Annotated in this window: 24 protein-coding genes; 9 read left to right on the top strand and 15 right to left on the bottom strand. The window is 51.7% G+C overall.

All coding sequences use genetic code 11. From position 1 onward, the window contains the following. Nucleotides 1-52: 52 nt before the first annotated feature. From HUK38_RS08580 to HUK38_RS08515, 14 genes are all read right to left on the bottom strand, one after another. Nucleotides 53-1,006, bottom strand: coding sequence for an HDOD domain-containing protein (locus tag HUK38_RS08580; protein WP_203218658.1), 954 nt, complete (start codon nucleotides 1,004-1,006; stop codon nucleotides 53-55). Beyond that, nucleotides 987-2,387 (bottom strand): sigma-54 interaction domain-containing protein, encoded by a 1,401-nt coding sequence (locus HUK38_RS08575; protein ID WP_182583913.1) that lies wholly within the window; start codon nucleotides 2,385-2,387, stop codon nucleotides 987-989. Before HUK38_RS08575 ends, HUK38_RS08580 begins: the two co-directional genes overlap by 20 nt. An 8-nt stretch (nucleotides 2,388-2,395) precedes the next feature. After that, a complete protein-coding gene (gene ybgF / locus HUK38_RS08570; RefSeq protein ID WP_182583912.1) occupies nucleotides 2,396-3,220 on the bottom strand; it encodes a tol-pal system protein YbgF in 825 nt (274 codons plus the stop codon). Between the two features lie 92 nt (nucleotides 3,221-3,312). Next, entirely contained in the window at nucleotides 3,313-3,960 is a 648-nt protein-coding gene (gene pal, locus HUK38_RS08565; RefSeq protein WP_203218659.1) for a peptidoglycan-associated lipoprotein Pal, read from the bottom strand. 28 nt (nucleotides 3,961-3,988) lie between these two features. After that, a complete protein-coding gene (gene tolB, locus HUK38_RS08560; protein ID WP_182583911.1) occupies nucleotides 3,989-5,272 on the bottom strand; it encodes a Tol-Pal system beta propeller repeat protein TolB in 1,284 nt (427 codons plus the stop codon). 42 nt (nucleotides 5,273-5,314) lie between these two features. Then, entirely contained in the window at nucleotides 5,315-6,811 is a 1,497-nt protein-coding gene (gene tolA, locus HUK38_RS08555; RefSeq protein ID WP_182583910.1) for a cell envelope integrity protein TolA, read from the bottom strand. Nucleotides 6,812-6,841: 30 nt separating this feature from the next. Further along, on the bottom strand, nucleotides 6,842-7,291 hold the full coding sequence (tolR, locus tag HUK38_RS08550; protein WP_182583909.1) for a protein TolR: 450 nt from the start codon (nucleotides 7,289-7,291) through the stop codon (nucleotides 6,842-6,844). Between the two features lie 5 nt (nucleotides 7,292-7,296). After that, nucleotides 7,297-7,971, bottom strand: coding sequence for a protein TolQ (gene tolQ, locus HUK38_RS08545; protein ID WP_182583908.1), 675 nt, complete (start codon nucleotides 7,969-7,971; stop codon nucleotides 7,297-7,299). After that, nucleotides 7,961-8,509, bottom strand: a complete 549-nt coding sequence (gene ybgC, locus HUK38_RS08540; protein WP_238787543.1) for a tol-pal system-associated acyl-CoA thioesterase — start codon at nucleotides 8,507-8,509, stop codon at nucleotides 7,961-7,963. Before ybgC ends, tolQ begins: the two co-directional genes overlap by 11 nt. A 74-nt stretch (nucleotides 8,510-8,583) precedes the next feature. Then, nucleotides 8,584-8,871 carry an encapsulin-associated ferritin-like protein gene (locus tag HUK38_RS08535; protein WP_182583907.1) on the bottom strand — a complete coding sequence of 96 codons (288 nt, stop codon included), beginning with the start codon at nucleotides 8,869-8,871 and terminating at the stop codon, nucleotides 8,584-8,586. A 72-nt stretch (nucleotides 8,872-8,943) separates the two neighbouring features. Beyond that, nucleotides 8,944-10,092 carry a radical SAM family heme chaperone HemW gene (gene hemW, locus HUK38_RS08530; RefSeq protein WP_338065390.1) on the bottom strand — a complete coding sequence of 383 codons (1,149 nt, stop codon included), beginning with the start codon at nucleotides 10,090-10,092 and terminating at the stop codon, nucleotides 8,944-8,946. 8 nt (nucleotides 10,093-10,100) lie between these two features. Then, the gene (locus HUK38_RS08525; protein ID WP_182583906.1) at nucleotides 10,101-11,591 is read right to left on the bottom strand and encodes a methyl-accepting chemotaxis protein; all 1,491 of its coding nucleotides are present in this window, start codon (nucleotides 11,589-11,591) and stop codon (nucleotides 10,101-10,103) included. Then, nucleotides 11,566-12,087, bottom strand: a complete 522-nt coding sequence (locus tag HUK38_RS08520; protein ID WP_238787542.1) for a PAS domain-containing protein — start codon at nucleotides 12,085-12,087, stop codon at nucleotides 11,566-11,568. Before HUK38_RS08520 ends, HUK38_RS08525 begins: the two co-directional genes overlap by 26 nt. 329 nt (nucleotides 12,088-12,416) lie before the next feature. Beyond that, the gene (locus HUK38_RS08515) at nucleotides 12,417-12,953 is read right to left on the bottom strand and encodes a putative 2OG-Fe(II) oxygenase (RefSeq protein ID WP_182583904.1); all 537 of its coding nucleotides are present in this window, start codon (nucleotides 12,951-12,953) and stop codon (nucleotides 12,417-12,419) included. A gap of 104 nt (nucleotides 12,954-13,057) precedes the next feature. Between HUK38_RS08515 and thiM the strand changes: the two genes are divergently transcribed. The 7 genes from thiM (at nucleotide 13,058) to rsmD (ending at nucleotide 17,690) form a co-directional block, all read left to right on the top strand. Next, nucleotides 13,058-13,918: a hydroxyethylthiazole kinase gene (thiM, locus tag HUK38_RS08510; protein ID WP_202985527.1), complete on the top strand. Its 861-nt coding sequence runs from the start codon at nucleotides 13,058-13,060 to the stop codon at nucleotides 13,916-13,918. 44 nt (nucleotides 13,919-13,962) lie between these two features. Further along, on the top strand, nucleotides 13,963-14,463 hold the full coding sequence (locus HUK38_RS08505) for a peptidylprolyl isomerase (protein WP_182583903.1): 501 nt from the start codon (nucleotides 13,963-13,965) through the stop codon (nucleotides 14,461-14,463). Nucleotides 14,464-14,482: 19 nt separating this feature from the next. After that, a complete protein-coding gene (locus HUK38_RS08500; protein WP_182583902.1) occupies nucleotides 14,483-15,247 on the top strand; it encodes a UDP-2,3-diacylglucosamine diphosphatase in 765 nt (254 codons plus the stop codon). Nucleotides 15,248-15,452: 205 nt separating this feature from the next. Further along, nucleotides 15,453-15,668, top strand: coding sequence for a hypothetical protein (locus HUK38_RS08495; RefSeq protein WP_194374855.1), 216 nt, complete (start codon nucleotides 15,453-15,455; stop codon nucleotides 15,666-15,668). 86 nt (nucleotides 15,669-15,754) lie between these two features. Next, a complete protein-coding gene (locus HUK38_RS08490; protein ID WP_182583901.1) occupies nucleotides 15,755-16,279 on the top strand; it encodes a DUF4184 family protein in 525 nt (174 codons plus the stop codon). A gap of 218 nt (nucleotides 16,280-16,497) precedes the next feature. Then, entirely contained in the window at nucleotides 16,498-17,109 is a 612-nt protein-coding gene (locus HUK38_RS08485) for a c-type cytochrome (protein WP_238787541.1), read from the top strand. Then, nucleotides 17,085-17,690 (top strand): 16S rRNA (guanine(966)-N(2))-methyltransferase RsmD, encoded by a 606-nt coding sequence (gene rsmD / locus HUK38_RS08480; RefSeq protein WP_338065389.1) that lies wholly within the window; start codon nucleotides 17,085-17,087, stop codon nucleotides 17,688-17,690. The genes HUK38_RS08485 and rsmD overlap by 25 nt, the downstream gene beginning before the upstream one ends. Before the next feature lie 28 nt (nucleotides 17,691-17,718). Here the strand turns inward: rsmD and htpG are convergent, their stop codons facing one another. After that, on the bottom strand, nucleotides 17,719-19,653 hold the full coding sequence (gene htpG, locus HUK38_RS08475) for a molecular chaperone HtpG (protein WP_182583898.1): 1,935 nt from the start codon (nucleotides 19,651-19,653) through the stop codon (nucleotides 17,719-17,721). Between the two features lie 477 nt (nucleotides 19,654-20,130). Between htpG and HUK38_RS08470 the strand changes: the two genes are divergently transcribed. Next, the gene (locus HUK38_RS08470; protein WP_182583897.1) at nucleotides 20,131-21,768 is read left to right on the top strand and encodes an alpha-D-glucose phosphate-specific phosphoglucomutase; all 1,638 of its coding nucleotides are present in this window, start codon (nucleotides 20,131-20,133) and stop codon (nucleotides 21,766-21,768) included. Nucleotides 21,769-21,905: 137 nt separating this feature from the next. Then, nucleotides 21,906-23,087 carry a right-handed parallel beta-helix repeat-containing protein gene (locus HUK38_RS08465; RefSeq protein ID WP_182583896.1) on the top strand — a complete coding sequence of 394 codons (1,182 nt, stop codon included), beginning with the start codon at nucleotides 21,906-21,908 and terminating at the stop codon, nucleotides 23,085-23,087. The last annotated feature ends 21 nt before the right edge of the window (nucleotides 23,088-23,108 follow it).

Below are 23,108 nucleotides of genomic sequence, written 5' to 3'. Positions count from 1 at the left end.
GCTCTGCATCGTTTAATAATTGCAGATTGGACGCCCCAATAATTAAAATTGGTCAGGGTAATTCGCCACTGACTCGCTCCATCACAAACGCGCAACTGGCTTGCGTGGCGGTGTAATCAACCCCCAAGCGCGTGCAGGCAATTTCAACGCACTCAGGCGAGCGCGGCGGCCCTAGTCCCGCCGAGGTGTGCGCCAGCAGGTGATCGGCCAACCAGGTCAGCAGCACCAGTTGCTCATGCTCGCCCTGATAACCGACGTTGTGATGTTCGCGCACCACGCAGCGCAGCGCCGCCGGCATTTGCCACTCGTCAAATAACCACAATCCCAGTTGCGTGTGATCCACACCTAGTGCGAAGCGCTCCATCACCGGCAGCTCAAGCACTGGATTTTGCTGGATTAATTGGCTAACAAATTCAAACGCATCCGTCAAAAGATGTCCAAGAATCAAATACCCGACGTTGTGCGTTAAACCGGCGGTTTGCGTTAAACCGACCGACGGCCGCGGCGGGTCAGGTGGTAACAACAGCCGCAGCCGCTGCATCAGGGCGCTACACAGCATCCCGTGTTGCCAGACCGCGTCGCGCCCCAGTGCGCCGTGATTGGGCGTACGCAGCGGCACCAGCGCGGTCAAGCCGAGCGCCAAACTCAGCGCCGTTTCAAACCCTAGTACGCGCACAATTGCGTCCTGCACCGTCACCACCTGCTGGCGCACCGCGTAGTACGCCGAATTCGCCCAGCGCAGCAGTTGCCCGGTCAACAGCGGGTCGAGTTCAACAATGTCCGCCAATTGTTTAGCCGTCGCCTCGGGTGAACGCTGTAAATCCAACAAGCGGCGGGTGATTTGCGGCAGCGGCGGCAGGTCACGGCTGTTGCCGATCAGGGTACGGACATCATGCGGCGGGAGCATTTCAAACGGGTGACGCGAGGCCGCGTCCAAGTTCCACGCCAACGTGGTCACATCCGCTATATCGCCGCCGTGTTCTGCATTAACTCGCGTCATCGCCATTCCCACTGCCCTCCAGCGAGCGAGCGCGATTCAGCCCGTAACGGCGCAATTTACGGTACAGCGTCCGCTCACTCATGGTCATACTAACGGCCACCTCGCGCCGATTGCCGTGATGGCGCTGGAGTAACGCCAAAATCTGTCGCGCTTCGGCCGCTTCAACTGGTGATAAATGGCGCAAAAATGCCGTGTCCAGTTCCGAACAGCCAAGATCATACGCGCTCACCGCTGCCGGCGGGGGCAACGGCGCTCGTGCCACCTGCGCCATCAAGGTCGGCAAATGAATCGCGTCTGCTTCAATTACGCCGCTCGAACTGAGCGCCGCGCCCAAATGCAGCAGGTTACGCAACTCGCGCACATTACCGGGGAAACTGTAGCTGTGCAATTTGTCAAGCGCCGCCGGGTGCAGATAATACGGCTGCCCGTCGGCGGTGGTCGTGTCACGCAACAGGTAATCGGATAACGCGGCGAGGTCATCGCGGCGCTCGCGCAACGGGGGAATGCGCAACGGCAGCACCGCCAACCGATAAAACAAATCCTGGCGGAAGTGTCCGTGCCGCACCATTGCCGTTAAATCGCGGTGCGTGGCGCTGATGACGCGCACGTTGACCTGCCGCGTCGCCGTCGCGCCAACTGGGCGGTAGGTGCCGGTCTCCAGTGCGCGTAATAACTTGGGTTGTTGTGACAGCGGCAATTCGCCAATTTCATCAAAAAATAACGTGCCGGTGTGGGCTAATTCAAATAATCCAACGCGATGATTCACCGCCCCGGTGAAAGCGCCTTTAACATGCCCGAATAATTCACTTTCAAATAATTCTTCATTCAACACCGTGCAATCCACCACCACGAACGGGGCGCCAGCACGACTGGATTGTTGATGTAAAAACTGCGCCGCTAATTCTTTACCCACGCCGGTTTCGCCGTACAACAACACCGCCGCATCCGTCACCGCCGCCTGCGTTAATTGGGTGATTAACTCGCGCAATTCGGGTGAATCACCAACCATGTTGCCCACGTCGCACCGTCCGCGCAGCAATTGCAGCATTTCGCCCAAATACACGGTGCCGTGCGCATCGAGGACGGGAAACCCCTGCGCTCGCACCAAGTGCGGCTGACCGCTCGCGTCCAACACCGTGTCGGTTTCAACGTAGGGTTCCAAATCACGAAAAAAGCGCTGGTGCCGGCATTCGCTGCCGTTGACGGTGGTGGCAAAGCGACAGCAGGACGCACCGATCAGGTCGGTTTCCGCGTAACCCAGCGCCTCACACAGCGCGGCGTTGATCAACTTAATGCGTTGATTTTGCGTGATAATTGAAAAAGGCCGCCGCTGCGCCGCCAGTAAAGTTGTCAGCGTGTTGCTATCCGGTGGGCGGTGGGCGGTCATGGGCGGGATCAGTGGTCAGCGCCGAAGCGCCCGAGGTCGCGCAAACGACCAGCGGCCAGCCGCGCCTCGGGCGTGTTGGGGAATTGCGCCATCAATTGTTCCAATGCCATGCGGGCGCTGGCTTGATCGCGTTGTTCACTAAAAATATAGCCCATTTTTAATAAGGCACTGGCGGCTTTGGGGCTGCGCGGGTGCGCACTGACGAGGCGATTGAACTCGCGCACGGCGCTGGCGTAATCATGCGTGATATAGCCAATATCGCCTAACCAATAGCGCGTTTTATCATCAAATTGACCCGCCGGGTAGCGCTCTAATAATGCAATAAACGCGGCTTTGGCGGCATCGTAACGGCGCTCTTTTAATAAATCAAACGCGGCACGATACGCCTCACGTTCTTCATTGGCGGCGCTGTCATCTGGACTGTCAATTGGAGCGGCGTCCTCTAAACCGGCCGGGTCATCATCAAATTGTGGCGTGAAATCCAAATCACTCGCGTCGGGCAATTGCGGCAGCACGGGCGCATTGTCGTTATCCGCATCGTCACCGTTATCACCGCCGTTTAATTGCCGGTGCAATTGATCTAATTGGTATTGATGCTGCTCAAGTTGCCCGCGCAATTCGCGCACTTCTTGTTGCAGCCGCTGCATTTCTAATAACACTGCCGACAAGCCTTGATCGTTGAGTAATTGTTCAAGGCGCGTCACGCGGGCATTGAATTCTAAAAACGGATCCGCGGTGACTGCAAACGGCTCCGCGGTGACTGCTCGCGTATCCAGCGCCAGCACCGTGAACAATGGCAGTATCATTAAATAACGGGTGGGGCGGCAGTGCATAGTCAATACTCAATTAGATGTTTTACTACGCTCATCGGGTGCGTTCCCATACTGGAACATGGGAACGATCATTAACAATCAATTGCCGATGTTTAATACACCAATTCCACGCGGCGATTAAGTGACCACGCCCGCTCGTCGTGACCCGCATCCGCCGGGCGCTCCTCACCGTAACTGAGCGTGGTGATTTGCCCAGCCGGCACGCCTTCCGCCAACAAAAAGCCGCGCACCGCATCCGTCCGCCGATCACCCAGCGCCAAATTGTACGAACGGGTACCGCGCTCGTCGGTGTGACCCTGCAACATCACCCGCGCCCCGGGTTTTTGCCGCAAAAAGCCGATGTGAGCGCGCAGTAAATCGGCGTATTGCGGCTCGATAGTTGACGCATCGTAGTCAAAATACACGATTTTTTGGTACACCGCGCTGCTGGGATTGTTCAACTCGGCAAAGTCTTGACTACCGCCATTACCCCCACCCCCGCCGTAGCTGCCGTCGCCGCCCGCGTCGTACTGATTACTGCCACTGAGGCTGCCGTCATCCGATAACCCCGAGGTCGTCACGCCGCCGCCGTCATAGCGCCCGCCGCCGCCACCACCGTACCGCCCGCCACCGCCATCGCTCATGGCATCCAATTCATCGGCACTTAACGCCCCGTCCTCCTCTTTGGGTGTTGATGAACACCCCGTCAGTACCAACACCGAGGTCAAGGTCAGTACCGTTGCTAAACTGATTCGCTTCACAACTATCCTCCTGAATAAAAACAACTGTTTAACGCGGTACGGGCGACCACGACGGTTCACGCGCCTCACCGTCTTGAGTCAGGCGCTGACTTGCGCCCCCGGCAATTGGCGTCACCACCAACACACCGCGCCCGCCGTTTTGTGACCCGTACACCACCATGCTGCCGTTCGGGGCAAAACTCGGGGATTCGTCCAGCGGCCCACCGCTTAAAAACCGCCGCCCGCCGCCATTCGCGGCTGACACGGTGGCGATGCGGAATTGTTTGCCCACTCGCGTCACCAGCACCAGCGTCCGCCCGTCGGGTGAAAAATTGGCCGCGGCGTTGTAATCGCCTTCAAACGTCACGCGCTGCGCCGCACCACCGCTGGCGGACGTCCGGTAAATCTGCGGCTGACCACCGCGATCCGAGGTAAATACCAACGTCCGCCCGTCCGGTGACCAGGCCGGCTCGGTATCAATTGCCGGATGATTGGTGATGCGCGTCATCTGCCCGCCGTCAACACTGATCACATAAATCTCGGGATTGCCGTCTTTTGACAACGTGACCGCTAAACGACTGCCGTCGGGTGAAAACGCCGGTGAACCGTTGATGCCCTGATGACTGGCGACGCGCTGCCGCCGTCCACTGGCCAAATCCTGCACATAAATTGACGCCTGCCGCCCTTCAAATGAAACGTACGCCAAGCGCCGCCCGTCGGGTGACCAGGCGGGTGACATCAACGGATCAGCCGAATCCACAATCGTCTGCGGGTTATGCCCATCCGCTTCGGCTACGCGCAGCATCACCCGCTCTTTTGCTCCGCGACCGCGTGAGGTGATGTAGGCAATGCGTCCGGCAAACACGCCGCGCTCACCCGTCAGCGCGTGATAAATCTCATCGGCGATGCGGTGTGCCGTCAAGCGCAACCCGCGTGCGGAACTGGGCTGCGTTCGACTGAGCAATTTTTTGCCGCTGAACACGTCGAATAATCCGAACTCGACCTGATAACTGCCCGCCGCGCCGGGGAGAATGCGCCCCACAACTAGACTGGTGGTGGACAGCAATTGCCAGCCGGGAAAGTCAATTTCCTGCTCGGTGTGCGGGGTTTTGACCATGTCACTGCGCGCCAGCGGTTGAAAACGTCCGGTGCGCGCCAAGTCAGCGGCGATGATGGCGGCCATGTCCACCGTGCCGGTGTTACCAAACGGCACGACGGCAATGGGTTGCGCCCCTTCCACGCCGCCGGTGATGTCAATGGTCAATTTAGCTTCGGCAGTCACGCCCCAGCCGTTCAGCAATACCATCAATAATGGAATGATTAACCTCGTCATTCAAATACTCCTGTTAAGTCAATACAATTTAATTAAAAACAATTATTGCGGTGTAAACCGAAAATCGAAATCTTTAAAGTATTCAAAATCATCACCGTCGGGGACTGGCAACGGTGAGGCTTGATAAATCGCCGCTTTGACCGAGGCATCGAGGGCGGGCGAGCCACTGCCTTTGAGAATTCGCACACTGCCGGACACCACTTCACCACCCTTGCGCAACCGTAAATTTACCGTGATCGTGACGTTGGCGGTCAATCCAACCGGCCGTACCCAGTATTGTTCGACGCGACCTTGAATACGCGGCGTCCACTCCCGTGCCAAGTTCTTGACATGCGCCGCTTCGGCCAATTCCGCCTGACGCTTGGCTTCGGCAGCTGCGGCAGCGGCACGTTTAGCCTCAGCGGCAGCTTCGGCCGCGGCAACCCGCTTTGCCTCGGCCGCAGCTTCACGTTTAGCTTCGGCCGCAGCTTGACGTTTAGCCTCCAACGCCGCCTCACGTTTAGCCTCAGCGGCCGCTTCACGCTTTGCCTCGGCCGCAGCTTCACGTTTGGCTTCAGCGGCCGCCTCACGCTTTGCCTCGGCCGCAGCTTCACGTTTGGCTTCAGCGGCCGCCTCACGCTTTGCCTCAGCAGCCGCTTCACGCTTTGCTTCGGCAGCAGCTTGACGTTTAGCCTCCAACGCCGCCTCACGTTTAGCCTCAGCGGCCGCTTCACGCTTTGCTTCGGCAGCAGCTTGACGTTTAGCCTCCAACGCCGCCTCACGTTTAGCTTCAGCGGCCGCTTCACGCTTTGCTTCGGCAGCAGCTTGACGTTTAGCCTCCAACGCCGCCTCACGTTTAGCCTCAGCGGCCGCTTCACGTTTAGCCTCAGCGGCCGCTTCACGCTTTGCCTCGGCCGCAGCTTCACGTTTAGCTTCAGCGGCCGCCTCACGTTTAGCCGCCAATTCCGCTTCACGTTTAGCCTCAGCGGCCGCTTCACGTTTGGCTTCAGCGGCAGCGGCACGTTTAGCTTCGGCAGCAGCTTCACGTTTAGCCTCAGCGGCCGCTTCACGTTTGGCTTCAGCGGCAGCGGCACGTTTAGCTTCCAGTGCCGCCAACCGCTGCGCCTCAGCTTCCGCCGCACGTTTAATCGCCAATTCAGCCTCACGTTTAGCCGCCAATTCAGCCTCACGTTTAGCCGCCAACTCAGCCTGCCGCTTCGCCTCCGCCTCGGCTTCCGCCCGCCGTTTCGCCGCCAACTCAGCCGCCACCAGCGCCGCCGCCGCCAAATCCACCGGCCGCGGTGTCAATTGATTTTCATTCGGTAATTCAGCAATCGGCGGCGGTAAAGACAATTGCGCGGGCGGCGTTTTCAATTCAGCAATCCGCGCCGTCAATTCGGGCGTTGGTTCAATATACGCGGGAACCACCTTGGGCGGTTTTTGCGGGGGTTCATTACGCAAAGTCCAATTCACGCCACCCAATAGCAATACCGCTAAAATGGCATGAAAAGCGAGCGACCCAAATAAGGCTCGCGGATTGCGTTTGAATACATCCCACATAACTCAATTCAATAAACCCAGTTCCAGCAATTAAGGTTGCGCGACAGTTTCATCGCCGGGCGGGCGCGTCACCAATCCAACGCTAATCGCACCAGCCGCTTGCGCTGCAACCATGACATTCACCACGCGGCCATAATCAACCGTATGATCGGCGCGCACCATCACCGGCGTTGCTGGCGCGGAAGTTAATACACTTTTCAAACGTTCATATAATAATTGCTGATCCACCGGCAATAAACTGGAATTGCCCAAATCAACATAAGTATCGCCCTGCTGATCAATATGAATCACAATCGGTAGTTTTGTATCGGTATTTTGCATTTCCGCAACGGCTTGGGGTAAATCCACTTTCACGCCCTGCGTAATGAGCGGCGCCGTGACCATGAAAATCACTAATAACACCAGCATCACATCAATATACGGCACGACATTAATCTCAGCCATTGGGCGACGGCGGGCGTGACGTTCTCTTTTACGCATTTTAATTAACTCCGCCCTTGCCGTTGTAATAAAGTGGAGAACTCTTCCATGAACTCTTCATAGCGATTATGCAACCGTTCCACTTGATAACTATAGCGGTTATAACCAATGACGGCGGGAATAGCAGCAAATAAACCAACGGCGGTGGCGACTAATGCTTCTGAAATACCGGGCGCCACTAATGCTAATGTCGCCTGTTGCACATTTCCCAGCGCATGAAAGGCGTGCATAATTCCCCACACGGTGCCGAATAAACCAATATACGGGCTAGTAGAACCGACGGTCGCCAAGAATGATAAATTGGTTTCTAATTCATCCACTTCACGACTCATTGCCACGCGCATTGACCGCTCCGCACCAATAATGACCGACATGGTGTCATCTTGATCGGCTTTACGCAGGCGGACATATTCTTTAAATCCAGCGCGAAAAATGGATGCCAATCCGGTGGCGTTGGATTCATTCTGACTCAATTCCCGATATAGGGCGCTTAAATCACCACCTGACCAAAACTGCCGTTCAAATTCATCGGCAGCATTGCGCGCTTTTTTTAATACCCGCGAACGATCAATAATTGCCGCCCACGAAAACAGTGACGCCATGACTAAAATAAACAACACCAGTTGCACCATGAAACTGGCATGAGTTACTAAACTAATAACCGACAGTTCATTGCCCATTGATGATTAACTCCAGCAATGCCGCCGGCAAGCGCGCTGGGCGCCAGTTTTCAGCATTTACGCTGACAATATTGGCATCAGCTCGACAACAGCAGCGCCCGTCGTTTAATCGGATCAGCTCATGGTGAAAATCAATACTTGCATGACGATAGGCGACAATTTGCGTATTGACAACTAATTCATCATTCAATAGCGCAGGTGAAACAAACTGTACCTGTACTTGCCGTAACGCAAATACAGTTTGATAGTCGGTGCGCAATTGATTATGTTCAAAACCGAGACCACGCAGCCATTCGGTGCGCGCCCGTTCCATAAAACGCAAATAACTGGCGTGATAAACCACACCGCCGGCATCAGTGTCTTCATAATAGATACGCACTGGCCAGCGTAATAAAGGCTGCGATTGAGTTAATGTCATTCGGGTATATGTCATGGTCGCGTGATGCGCATTGCTTTTACCAAGCGTTGCATGATAGCGAAATATGCGGTGATGGGCAGCATCAGTGCGGCGGCGGCGGTCGTGGCGGTGCGGCTTCATTCTCAAACAACACCGCCGTGCCGTGCCAAAAAACGTTTTAATTCAAGCGGTTAACTAACAACCCGCGGGCGCAACTAATCATGGGACAGCGATTTATCCGTGAACAAATAATCGCGCAATTCGTGATCGAAGCTCGGATCATGGCGCCGAATCCATTCCAATACCATCGCCGCATGTTCCTTTTCTTCATCGCGGTTATGCGCCAATACGGCTTTTAATTCCGCATCCGCACACGCATCCACCCGCTGGTTATACCAATCAATTGCTTCCAATTCCTCCATTAACGACACAATTGCGCGGTGCATATCGCGGGTCGCGGTTGACAATTCCTCGGTTGGTTCGTGATAACCGACGCTCGACATGGTCATTTCCTGCTAAGTTATGTGAAGAACAGCGTCTAACCTACCCGTACTGCGCGATTTTTTCAACGGTTTTCAACTCAGATCAAAGTGTTGCAACAAGTCATTCAAACACTCCAACCCCCGCGCCGTCGCCACCAACCGCCCCGCCGCGCCGCCATCCAACAGCCCCGCCGCCTGCGCACCCGCCCGCGCCGCGCTTAGATGTTCCGCTGCCAAACCCGTCCGCTGTTGAAATAACGTCACGTCCACGCCCGCCGTCAATCGCAGCGCGTTGAGGGCAAATTCGAGCGTCAAATCCGCCGCGCTCAACTCGCGCTGGTGAGCAATTTGCGAGTGACCGGACTGATGCGCCGCGAGATACGCAGTCGGCTGTGGCCATTTAGCCAAGCGTATCACACGCGCCACTTGACCGCCACTAACCGTACTCAGTTTGCCATGCGCACCGGCACCGATGCCGAGATAATCGCCAAATGTCCAATAATTCAAATTATGCCGACACTGCGCCTCTTTGCGAGAATATGCCGAAATTTCATAGCGTTGTAACCCAGCGGCCGCCAGCAACTGCTGCCCCTGCTCACCCATATCGGCACTCACATCCGCCGCTGGCAGCGGTGGCGGTGACTGGGCAAACGGTGTGTTGGGTTCAAGCGTCAGTTGGTAATAAGAGACATGCGACGGCGACAAATCCAGTAACCGCTCGACATCCGCCCGCGCTGCTGCCAGCGTTTGCAGTGGCAAACCGTACATTAAATCCACATTGATCTGCCGACACCCCGCCGCCTGCGCCGCTCGCACTGCCGCCAAAACATGACGCGGGCGATGAATACGCCCCAATTGCTTTAATGATCGAATTGAAAACGACTGCCCACCGAATGATAAGCGCGTCACGCCCGCCGCTAAATACGCCGGCAATTGTGCCATGACCGACGCGCCGGGGTTCATTTCCAATGTGATTTCAATTGCGGCACTGCACGGCAGGCGCTGGCGAATACCATTTAATAATTGCGCAATGGCCGCGGGGGAAAAGAGATTCGGAGTGCCGCCGCCAATAAAAATGGATTGCAATGGCGATAACGGGCGATGGTTGATTAAAAATGCGCAATCGGCATCTAAATCGGCAAATAAAGCCGCCAGATAACGCGCTTCAGGAATAGCGGCGGGGGCGGGATAGGAATTAAAATCGCAATACGGACATTTCCGCCGGCACCAGGGTAAATGAATATAGAGGGCTAATGGTGGTGTGATGAATGTTGCTCCTCAGCAATGACTGTTTGATGTTTTTCCGCGACCATTTGATCGAAAATATTAATTAACTCAGTGCTGGCAGTTTCAGCATCGCGCATTGCGGCTAATAACGCCGATTGAATAGACGCATTTTCTACCCAATTCTGCTCTAAATACGTCAACATTTGATGCACAGCGGCATGCACTCGCGCATGAGGGAGGGCTAATGCTGCATAATGACAGGTCGTGCCAAATTCGGCGTGTTTTTGACTGTCATACCATTGCCCAAAGAGACATTCATGTTCATTCAATTTTAATTTTCTAATCAACGCTGAATTCTGACCACCGCTGCTAATCGCCATGTATGCGCGTTGTTTATAAATTAAATGATCCATTTTAATCAATGAACTAAAACTTTGATCTTGGGCGCGAATTGCGCGTATTTGCGTTTCATTCGCCGATTGCGCAAATTGTACAAAACAATTTTCCAAACTAACAATCACTTGACGCGACGAATCAGCCATTCGACACATGACCTTTGCATCATCTTGCATTCGTTCAGTTTCATCTTGCAACGTCGTCATAATATGCCCAATAGAGGCCGACGCATTTTTACTATTTTCGGCTAATTGACGCACTTCTTGCGCCACCACCGCAAATCCACGCCCCGCGTCACCCGCTCGCGCTGCTTCAATCGCCGCATTGAGTGCTAATAAATTCGTTTGATTGGCAATGGCAGTAATCAATTGCACAGCGTCGGTAATTTCTTGATTGCGTGCATGAAGTTCTAGCGCCGCGCTGGCGACATGCTGAATACGTTCACTAATCGCATTTAGATGCGCCACCACTTGATTAACGCTACCACGACTATTTTGGGCATTATTCGCAGTTGAAGTGGCCAGTGTCACCACTTCTGCCATTTCGTCATTCACTGTAGTTAAATCCGTTTGACTGGTAGTTAAATTACAAATCAGATTATCACTATTCAATTGCTGACTTTCTGACATTAACTGATTGCGATGCTTCTCTTGCTCAGAGTCTTTAATTCCATCCAGCAAGCGATTGTGTCCAATTAACCCAGTTTTGAAATGCCCTTTTAATCCCGAGGTAAAGGCTTTGCGATAAAATTGACCCTCCAAATGCAACCTTAATGAGGTATTTTCATCTCGAAAATAGGCTTCCAATTGATCGAGCATGTCATTCATGTTCCAACTAAGACGGCCGATTTCATCATGGTTTTGAATGTTGATAATACGCCCATCGAATTGACCACGACTGACTCGTGATACCAGCGTATCCAAATATTTTAATGGAGTTAACCAGTGTTTAATTTGATTATGTCCCCATAGTGTTAAACCAGTCCCTATGCTAATAAACATAACCGGCAACCAATGCCAACCTGCTTGAACCCAACGCTCAAGCACGGTGATGGCGAATAGTCCCCATAAACTCCACAATAGGGTAACGAACTTAGATTGCAAGGACCAGTTCGTCATAATTCATGCCCTTTGTGGTTAATAAATCAACGAGGATTTTAGTTGAATTGGCAATTGCGTGTTGCGGATCAACACGGCGTTCGGCATCTAACATGACACGATATAATTCAGTGACTATTGTCAGGCCAGAGGCTTTGGGTTTGCGGCGCACGGAAAAATAACCAATAATATTGCCGGCGGCGTCAAGATCAGGAGTAACATTCGCAAATACCCAATAAAAACTGCCATCTTTTGCCATATTTTTGACATACGCATTGCACTCACGTTTAGCTTGAATGGTATCCCATAATAATTGAAACACAGCGCGTGGCATGTCCGGATGGCGAATGATATTGTGCTGGGCGCCTAATAATTCTTTTTCGTTATAACCAGAAAATTCAACAAAAATTCTATTGCCATAGGTGATGCGTCCGCTGGGATCGGTTTTAGAGACAATGAAATCATCATCGCGCATGACTTTTTCTTGATCTGTTGGTGTTACTATTGATTTCATCATTCACACGCATCTACAATAATAGCGGGCATTAGAAGGTCGCTACAGTATCAAACCACAAATGATGTGGTTCACCGTATAACAGGGCGGTTAAGTGCTGATTAATCGACAATTAAAATCGTCATTCCCGCATCTGCGGGAATCCATTAACGCTGTACCCTAGTTTCCCGCTTTCGCGGGAACGACAATTGCGTTAACCTAAAGAACTTAACCGCCCTGCACCGCATCCCGTAGCTAAATTGCGTGAGTACAGGTGATTGTTTAACGAATAGCAATTCATTAGCATTGTTTATCAGTACTAGCAACCCCAACCGCCGTTAATATTCAGTTGTCTAATCGGTATCCGCTAAACCAAAGTTAAATGCAATAGATAATCGCTTGGTGCCGCTGTGATTACATTCAACTTGATGTAATAAGTCGGGTGGAAATAATAACACCATGCCGGCGGTTGGTGTGATGCGGATATTAAACGGCGAATCAATAAACACGATGTCGCCGCTTTTTTCTGGCACTGTCACATAATAAACAGCAGATAATAATTCATCATTTTCATCGTGACTGTGCAAACTGGTATGATCGCCTGGCGCCATTGCGTTGAGCCAAAATCCTTGACGCAGCGGGCGGTTGTCATTAGCCAAAATATTGGCGGCACAGTCACGCACGAATTGCAGCACCTGCTCCAAGCCGGGCAGTGTATTTAATTCTAAATACAAATTTTCATAGCGCCCGTTAATAAAATGACTGCGGCGCGTGAAATCTGCGGCGGTGAGTTGATTAAATGCTTGTATAAGCGGCAGGTTTAATTGATCGGCGCGAGGATAATGTGTGACATAAATAGGTTTTATTTGACGTGGTGCTAATAACATCATGTAACATCCGCAGTGAAATGGTTAAAATTAGTGACGCACATATTGTGCCAAGATATTGAACTAGGTGCAATGCAGTTTCATTCAAATAGGTATTGTAATTGATTATGTCAATCGCTTTTGACGATGTTATTCATCATTTTTCCCCCGCATTAACTTTAATGCAATTACGCTCTACAGTACCGCTGATTCATAATATTACTAATTATGTAGCGATGGAAGTGATGGCGAATGTGTTATTAGCGACGGGTGCATCGCCGGCAATGCTTCATGCACAAGATGAAGTGGCTGAATTTGCAGCAATAGCGAGTGCATTAACGATTAATATTGGTACGCTATCGCCTGCGTGGGTTAATAGCATGATGATTGCGGCGCCGGCGGCGGTGGCGGCGCAGCGGCCGTGGGTATTTGACCCGGTTGGCGCGGGTGCGACGGCGTATCGGCGGCAGATCGCAGGACAGTTGGCGGCGCTCAAACCCAGTGTAATTCGGGGTAATGCGTCGGAGATTTTAGCGTTAGATCAACGTGTTAGCCACAGTTTGGCAAGCGAACTAGGGCGCGGAGTGGATGCGCTTGACAGTGTGGTGGCAGCCGAAATCGCCGCGCAACGTCTGGCAAGTCAGTTAAGCTGTGTGGTGGCGGTGACTGGTGCGGTAGATTTTATTACCGACGGTCAATACGCCGCTCGTATTGCGAATGGACATTCATTAATGACGCGGGTGACGGCGTTGGGTTGTGCATTAACTGGTGTGGTCGCCGCCTTTATTGCCGGTGGTGGAAATATTTTAATGAATACCGCCGCCGCATTGGCGTATTATGGATTGGCTGGTGAATATGCAGCGGCGCAGGCAAAGGGACCGGGTTCATTCGCGGTTGCTTTTATTGATGCGCTGGCGGCAATTGAACCGGCAACACTGGCAGCCGAGGCGCGGGTTGAATGGACGCAATTGGCTAAGTTGCCAAATTAGACCCATTTTGTATAATCTTTTGTGATCTAAAATAGGTAATTTTAATGATAAAACTTACGACAAATCACGGCGATATTTTATTAACGCTGGATGAAAAACGGGCGCCTGTGACTTGCGCTAATTTTATACAATATGTGCGCGATGGTCATTATGACGGGACGATTTTTCACCGCGTGATTGATGGGTTTATGATTCAAGGCGGTGGTATGACACCCGATTTGCAGGCGAAACAGCCGCGGGCGGCAATTGATAATGAAGCCAAGAATGGTTTGAAAAATGTCGTCGGTGCGATTGCAATGGCACGCACCACTGATCCACATTCCGCAACTGCGCAGTTTTATATTAACGTGGCAAATAACGGCTTTTTAGATTATCCCGGTCAAGACGGTTGGGGCTATTGCGTATTTGGTCAAGTCACTGAAGGCATGGAGGTTGTGAACGCAATTAAAGCAGTGGCGACTGGAACGCGGCAGGGACATCAAGATGTGCCAATGACAGATGTGGTGATTGAAAAAGCCGAAATCGTTGCCGATCCGAGTGAATAGTCAATAATTGAATGATGCGATGACGCAAGCGATTTTTATTGCTGATTTGCATTTAACACCGCAGCGCCCGCAAGCGTTGCGGTTGTTTCAATTCTTTTTGCAGCACCGCGCTCGTCGCGCCGCGGCAGTGTACATTCTCGGTGATTTATTTGACACCTGGATTGGTGATGATGATGTGAATACGCACTATGATGCGGTGCGTCAGGCATTACGCGATTTTACCAAATCAGGACGGGCGTGTTATTTAATGCGGGGCAATCGTGATTTTTTAATTGGTCAACGCTTTGCCGCCGCCACTGGGTGTATTCTAGTTAATGATCCTTGGCGAATTGAGATCAATGATGAACCGGTGCTGTTGACGCACGGTGATTTATTGTGTACGGATGATGTGGCGTATCAAAAGTTCCGCCGTCGTATTCGCCATCCGATTATAAAATGGTTGTTTTTACGTCAATCTTTAACGCGGCGGCAGCGGATCGCGGCGGATTATCGGCGGCGCGGTCAATTGGCAACCGCTATGAAGTCATTAGAGATCATGGATGTGAATCAACTGGCAGTAGAGGCGATGATGACGGCGCATCAGGTGACGCATTTAATTCATGGTCATACGCATCGTCCGGGTGATTATTATTTCACGCAAGCGCAGCACGCAATACAGCGGCGAGTGTTGGCAGATTGGCACGATGACTGCGGTGAATTATTAGTCACGGATGCTGGGCAATGGTGGCGCGAAATAATTCAGCAGCCAACTGGCGCGGTTGAGTACCACCAATCGTCAGAATAAATTGTTAACTTGGTCACACTTTTGCGTCAATCAACTGGGCTATGCTTGAATAGTCTATCAGCAGAATCGCAATTAACCACTTGCTGTTGTATGGGCAGATGATTGCTAGATGATTGACGGCTAATTGATGATAGACATGATTCAAAAAGTTGGGTTGTTCATAACTGTTCATTTCGGGTTTCAATCCTGATCGAGGTGATTAATAATGAGTTTATGTACCGAGTGTCGCAAAAGTCCCTGGCCCTTTGTGTTTATTATCGTGATTGCCAGCGTGTCAACTTTTTTAACCTGGTTGACATTTAGTTTTGCTCAAAGTGATGAGCTGGTGCGCATTGGTGCCAGCGCGGGTATGTTTATTGTAGTCAGCGGTGGTTTATTAAGTTATGTGATGAGTTGTTTACGCCGCCATTGCCGACACTAATTGGTGTTGAAGCGGCGCAATTGACCCGAGATGTGAATTGGCGCTGTGGTCACTTGTTCAATCACGGGTTAATTGAGAATTCCCCGATGCCATTTACGCTTTTCCATTTAGGTCCCGGCATGGTATTCAAAGCGGTATTGCAGCAACGGTTTAGCATCATTAGCTTTGCCATTGCGCAGGTGGCAATGGATATTGAGCCATTGGTGGGGATGATACGCGGGGCGGAACGGTTGCACGGCATCACGCATACTTATTTGGCCGCTATATTGATTGCAGTGCCGGTTGCGCTATTCACGCCAATCGTGTGTCGGCCATTGCTGCGCCGCTGGCAACACGAAGTCATTTATTATCAACTGCCCTGGGTATTAACGCCGCTACAATTCACACCAATTGCGGTGATTAACGGTGCCTGGCTCGGGACGTTATCGCACGTTTTATTAGATAGCGTGATGCACAGTGAGATGACGCCATTAGCGCCCTGGGTAATGAATAATACGATTTATCATTGGTTATCAATTACGGCACTGCATCATTTATGTATTATAAGTGGGTTATTGGGGTTGACCGGCTGGCTGTGGTGGCAATGGTGGCAGTTTCGACGCAATGGTTGACGTCGCCACCGCGCCAGCGCGGTTGGGCGGGGCGTACAGCGGCGGATGATGCGGAACAATTTGACCGCCATTAGTGAATTTTGCTATACAGGGCGGGTTTTTTGCCGATCCTGGTCAACGTGTCAGCGGGCGTTTTTTATTTCCCAACTGGTGCGTTTCATTGATAATCATGTCATTTAACAATTAACAATGGTGAAGTCATTATGAAGAGTGTCCTGATGACAGGCGTTTTCGCCGTCGGTTTTGCAGTATTACAGGTTCACGCCGCACCCGTGACTGGTGATATTGAAAAGGGGAAACAAAAAGTTGCCCAGATTTGTAATGCGTGTCATGGGTTGGATGGCAATGGTGTGGCGGTGCAAACCATTTGGCCAAAATTGGCCGGGCAGAATGCAAATTATATCTATAAACAATTAAATAATTTTAAAATTGGCGACCGGCATAATGCGCAAATGACGCCAATGGCGCTGCCGTTGACGGATGAAGAAATGCGTAATGTGGCGGTGTATTTCCAATCACAAACGCAAAAGGGCGGTACGGCTAAACCCGAATTGGTGGCGCTGGGTGAGAGCATTTATCGGGCGGGTAATCCAGCCAATGGTGTGCCGGCGTGTAGCGGCTGTCACGGGCCGGCGGGGTTGGGGAATGATTTGGCAAAATTCCCGCGCTTGGCCGGGCAACATGCTGATTACATTACACAAACGCTGAAATTGTTCCGGGCGATGGAGCGCGAAAATGATCCCAACGGCATGATGCGCGGTGTGACTGCCCGCTTGACGGATGCCGAAATGGCGGCGGTCGCCCAATATATTCAGGGCTTACGTCCGTAGCCACCCGCCGCGCCCGCCCGCATCAAGTCCGCATCATCAGTGGTCGCCTGCGCGGCCGCCGCTTGATGGTGCAGGATCACCCCGGTCTGCGCCCCACTGCCGACCGCATCCGCGAAACTCTGTTCAATTGGCTCGCCCCCGTCATCACCGGCAGTCGCTGTTTAGACGGCTTTGCCGGCAGCGGCGCGCTGGGATTTGAGGCGCTGTCACGCGACGCCGCGCAGGTGGTGATGTGTGAGCAGTCAGCGGCGGTGGCGCGGCAGTTGCGCACGACCGCGGCCGCGCTCGACCTGACCGCGGCCGTGACGATTCACTGCGTTGATACCCTGCGCTGGTTAACGCAAGTACCTGATTTGCCTTACAATATTGTGTTGCTGGATCCGCCGTTTAATGCCGATTTGTTGCCGCGCACCTGTGAAGCACTGGCGACGGGCGGTTGGGTGACGGCGGGCGGGTATGTGTATTTGGAGAGCGCCAATCCGCCCGGGCTGCCGCCGCTACCGCACGGGTGGGAGTGGTGGCGGCAGCAGCGGGCGGGTCAAGTGGCGTTTGGATTGGCGGTGGTGACGGCGGTTGATTAAAGTAACCGCATCCCACGCTATTCAATCTTTATGCACCGCTTAACATCATGCGCAACATGAACGTATTCAAGCGATTCACAAATGCGGCTGGGTCATCTAATTGTCCGCCCTCGGCTAATTGCGCTTGATCGAATAGAATAAAACTCAAATCCGCAAAGCGCATATCATCCGTTTCTGATTCCAACCGCTGCACCAATGGGTGATCTAAATTGATTTCTAAAATGGGTTGACTGCTGGGCGCGGCTTGACCAACCGATTTTAATACCCGCGCTAAATTGGCACTCATTTCATGTTCACCCACCACAATACACGACGGCGAATCAACTAAACGGGTTGATGGGCGCACTTCTTTTACCCGTTCACCGAGTGCTGTTTGCAAACGTTTAATTAAATCACCATGCGCTTGAGCGGCTTGTTCGGTTTTAGTTTTCTCTTCTTCATCCGCCAATGCGCCCAAATCAAGTTCACCTTTGGTAATGGATTGCAAAGATTTACCTTGATATTCCAATAAGTTGGTGACTAACCATTCATCCACGCGGTCGGATAATAACAATACCTCAACGCCCTTTTTGCGGAATACTTCCAAATGCGGACTATGCCGCGCCGCTGCTGGACTGTCGGCGGTGATGTAATAAATCTTGGTCTGCCCTTCTTTCATGCGTTCAATATAGGTATCTAATGACACCGTTTGCGCAGTCCCTTCCGTGACAGTGGTGGAAAAGCGCAATAACCCGGCAATGCGCTCGCGGTTATTAAAGTCTTCCGCCGGACCTTCTTTTAATACCCGACCTAATTCATCCCAAAAGGTTTGATATTTCTCTGGTTCATCTTTAGCCAGCATTTCTAATAACCCGAGAATGCGTTTAGTATTGGCGCTGCGAATGGTGTCAATTTTGCGATTATGCTGCAAAATTTCGCGGGACACATTTAATGGCAAATCATCCGCATCCACCACGCCTTTGACAAAGCGCAAATAATGCGGTAATAACTTATCCGCCTCATCCATAATAAACACGCGGCGGACGTATAATTTCACGCCGTGTTTTAATTCACGTTCCCATAAATCCCACGGCGCCCGTTTGGGGACATATAGCAAGGCGTTGTATTCATTCGAGCCTTCGACGCGATTATGCGCCCAGGCTAATGGTTCTTCAAAATCATGCGACAAATGTTTATAAAAGTCTTTATACTCATCATCCGTGATGTCGGCTTTATTGCGCATCCACACGGCCGTGCCACGATTGACGCGCTCGTATTCAGGTGTTTTATTCTCCGCGGCGCTGTCTTCATTCTCATCAGTCGCCGGTTTGTATTCCTGTTTAGCCATTTCAACTGGCACGGCGATATGATCGGAGAACTTGCTAATAATGGAACGCAGCCGCCAATCATCAGCAAATTCTTTTTCATCGTCTTTCAAATGCAGAATGACATCAGTGCCGCGGGTTGGTTTAACAATGCTTTCCAACGTATAGCTACCGCGGCCGTCAGATGACCAGCATACGCCCTGTTCTTGATCTAAACCGGCGCGGCGGGATAATAGAGTCACGCGGTCAGCGACAATGAATGCGGAATAAAAACCGACGCCGAATTGTCCAATTAACGCGCTGTCTTTGGCTTGATCGCCGGATAATGCGGCAACAAAGCGCCGCGTCCCAGAGCTGGCAATACTGCCAATGGTATCAATGACTTCTTGGCGATTTAATCCAATGCCATTATCGCTGACGGTCACGGTGCCGGCGGTTTTATCCACGCTGACCTGAATACGCAACTCGGGATCATCTTCAAATAAACTGGCAGTGGTGAGGGCTTCAAAGCGCAATTTTTCCGCCGCATCAGAGGCATTGGAAATCAATTCACGCAAAAAGATTTCTTTATTCGAGTACAGTGACCGAATGACCAACTCTAATACTTGGCTCACTTCGGCTTTAAATTCTAATGTTTCTTTTTGTGCATCAACAGTCATTGGTTAGGTTTACCTCAAGCATGTAAAAATGGAATGGAATCATCGGTTACAATCGGTCGCCATTGTGCCACAGCAGTTCGCAAGTGCGCGGCCAATTCAAGCGCACCATTGGATAAAGGCGCTATCGTGCGATTTCAAGCGCCGCGCCACCGCTGCGCCGCCGCAACATGTCGCACCCATGCGACACGGGTTGGCAATGATAACAATTCTGTTTGCTTGTGTGCGCAGTTTTGCTATAACCATCGCACTGGTGAACCGGTCACGCGCAGCGGCCGAGTTTGAATCGCTTTTGAGATGCAGTCATTAATTAAAATAATTGCTGTCAAATGCGTGGTGCTGTATTAAAATTAAGCCGACGTGGCGGTGAACTCTGAAATAAAATGCTCCCGCCGGTGAATTAACGACAGACATTAACTGTCGTGGCGCATAACCCATAACCAATCAATAATCACTCCCCATTGCATTAGGTAAGACAAGATGACGGATAGAAAAGAAATTGCCACCACGCCCTTTGATGGTCAAAAACCCGGCACGTCAGGATTGCGCAAAAAAGTCAAGGTTTTTCAACAACCGCATTATTTAGAAAACTTCGTGCAAGCGATTTTTGACACGCAATCTGTATTAAACAACGGCTGTTTAGTCGTTGGTGGCGACGGGCGCTTTTATAATCGGGAAGCAATTCAAATTATTTTACGCATCGCCGCCGCCAATGGCGTGGCCACCGCATTAGTCGGGCGCGGCGGTATTTTATCCACGCCCGCCGTCTCGTGCGTCATTCGCAAATATCACGCACAGGGCGGCATCGTGTTGTCCGCCAGCCACAATCCCGGCGGCGCAGACGAAGATTTTGGCATTAAATTCAACGTCGCCTCGGGCGGCCCCGCGCCAGAAATCGTCACCGACGACATTTTCGTCCGCACCCGCAGCATTGACCGCTACTTCACCATCGCCGCCGCGCCGCTCGATCTTGACCTATTGGGCGAATACCAGCTCGGCGACATGAAGGTGCAAGTGATTGATTCGGTTGCAGATTATGCCGAACTCATGGCCAGCCTATTCAACTTTGACGCCATCCGCCAACTGTTTGAATCCGGCGCCTTTCGGATGCGTTTTGATGCCATGCACGCCGTCACCGGCCCCTATGCCGTTGAAATATTGGAAAATATCCTCGGCGCTGAACCCGGCACCGTCATCAATGGCATCCCGCTCGAAGACTTCGGCGGCGGTCATCCCGACCCCAACCTTGTCCACGCCCACGAGTTGGTGGCACTGGCACACGGCAGCGACGGCGTGGATTTTGCCGCCGCCTCCGACGGCGATGGCGACCGTAACATGATCTTGGGCAACGATTTTTTTGTCACACCCAGCGACAGCCTCGCCGTGTTAGCCGCCAACGCCCACCTCGTCCCCGGCTACCATCAAGGCATCGCTGGCATCGCCCGCTCGATGCCCACCAGCCAAGCCGCCGACCGCGTCGCCGCCGCACTTGGCGTTGATTGCTACGAAACCCCGACCGGTTGGAAATTTTTCGGCAACCTACTCGACGCCGGGCGCATCACACTTTGCGGCGAAGAAAGTTTCGGCACCGGCTCACATCATGTCCGCGAAAAAGATGGCTTATGGGCGGTCTTATTTTGGTTAAATCTATTAGCCATTAAACGCCAATCAGTTGGCGCCATTGTGCGTGAACATTGGCAACGGTTTGGGCGCAATTATTATACTCGCCATGATTATGAAGCCATTAACAGCACCGCCGCCGATGGGTTAATGCATCATTTACACACGCTATTACCCACATTACCACAGCGCGTTTTTGGCAATTACACCGTCGCCTATGCTGATGATTTTTGCTACGTTGATCCTATTGATGCCAGCATGTCTACCGGGCAAGGCATTCGGATTGGATTTACCGACGGCTCGCGCATTGTATTTCGTTTATCCGGCACTGGCACTGAAGGCGCGACATTGCGCATTTATATTGAACAATACGAACCAGATGCAACCCGCCATGAACGCCCAGTGCAAGACGCATTACAGCCGTTAATTACTATTGCGCGTGAATTAGCACAGATTGAAGCCCGCACCGAGCGCACGGCACCAACCGTCATTACTTAAAATCACCTGCTGTGCGACGGTTTCATTAACGGTACTGGGAATTATTCAATTCAATTGAAACGGCGTAGGATGCGGTGATAAACAAACCGTATCCTGCGAATTTATTTAACAATATTATCATGCGTGGATTTAATCAAATGCGCCGCTTATTATCAATTATCAAAGGGTATTTGCTGTTGATTGGCATATTGGCGCACGTCGGATTCATCACGGTTTGGCTATTACGCCCTGATGTGATTGATACCATTCGTACTCGCATGACGGCAAAGTTAATTGAACAGGTGCCAATGCTTGCCAGCGTATCCACCAATGCAATGACACTCATTACTTGGGAACAGGTGCGTCAACAATTACCAGCGTGGCAGCCACTACCGCTACTCATTACATCCAATCCACCCACGCCAAACACGGCGCGTATTGGCGACCGCACATTTGATTTATTAACTGACGCCGCGGCCGCATTACAACCGGATGATACGCTCGACATTGGCGCGGGCATTTATAATACACCGTTGGTTATTACCGCCGATAACGTGACCATTATTGGTCATGGGCACGTCATATTAGAACATGGCACCGCTGAAGGTAAAGGGAATATCCTGATTAAAGGGAACGGCGTTAAATTACGCAATATCGAATGCCGCTTGATTAGCGTACCAGATCGCAATGGCGCCTGTGTCCGTTTAGAAGGCGAAAACCTGTTTTTAGATCATGTTTATTTTCACGATGGCGAACAGGGATTATTAACTGGTGGGCTGCCGGGCTTTGTTCATATTCGTGACAGCCGCTTTGAACGCCTCGGCGCTGGTGGACTAGCCCACGCAGTGTATATGGGAAAAGAAGGCAAATTATTAATTGAAAAAAGCTGGTTTTTAGCGTCGAAAGATCAAGGACACGAAATAAAAAGTCGGGCACACATGACCACCATCAGTGACAGTTTAATTGCCTCGTTGAGTGGTGATGACAGCCGACTAATTGATATTTCTAATGGCGGTCAATTGGTCGTTGAGAATAGTATTTTGGCGCAGGGACCGAATTCCAGCAATGGCGACGCAATTGGATTTGCATTAGAAGGGTCAGCAGCGCCGGGTCAAGAAAATGTCATACTGCGCAATAACGTCATTTTACTTGAACGGCATGGCAATAATCGTTTGCTGCATCTTGGCAATGACCAAGTGCAAGTGACGGTGACAGATAATGTGATTGTGTCTGAACAACCGACCGGTTATGAAAGTGGTAATATGATCTTTAAAACTCGTGCTGAATTAGGGCTGCCACCTTATCCAGCATTGCCATTAGAACGTCAAACAAACCTGTAATGATTTGATTACTTCGCCCTA

The organism is Thiospirillum jenense (assembly GCF_014145225.1).
Classification (GTDB): Bacteria; Pseudomonadota; Gammaproteobacteria; order Chromatiales; family Chromatiaceae; genus Thiospirillum; species Thiospirillum jenense.
This window is presented reverse-complemented; position numbering and strand designations above follow the sequence as displayed.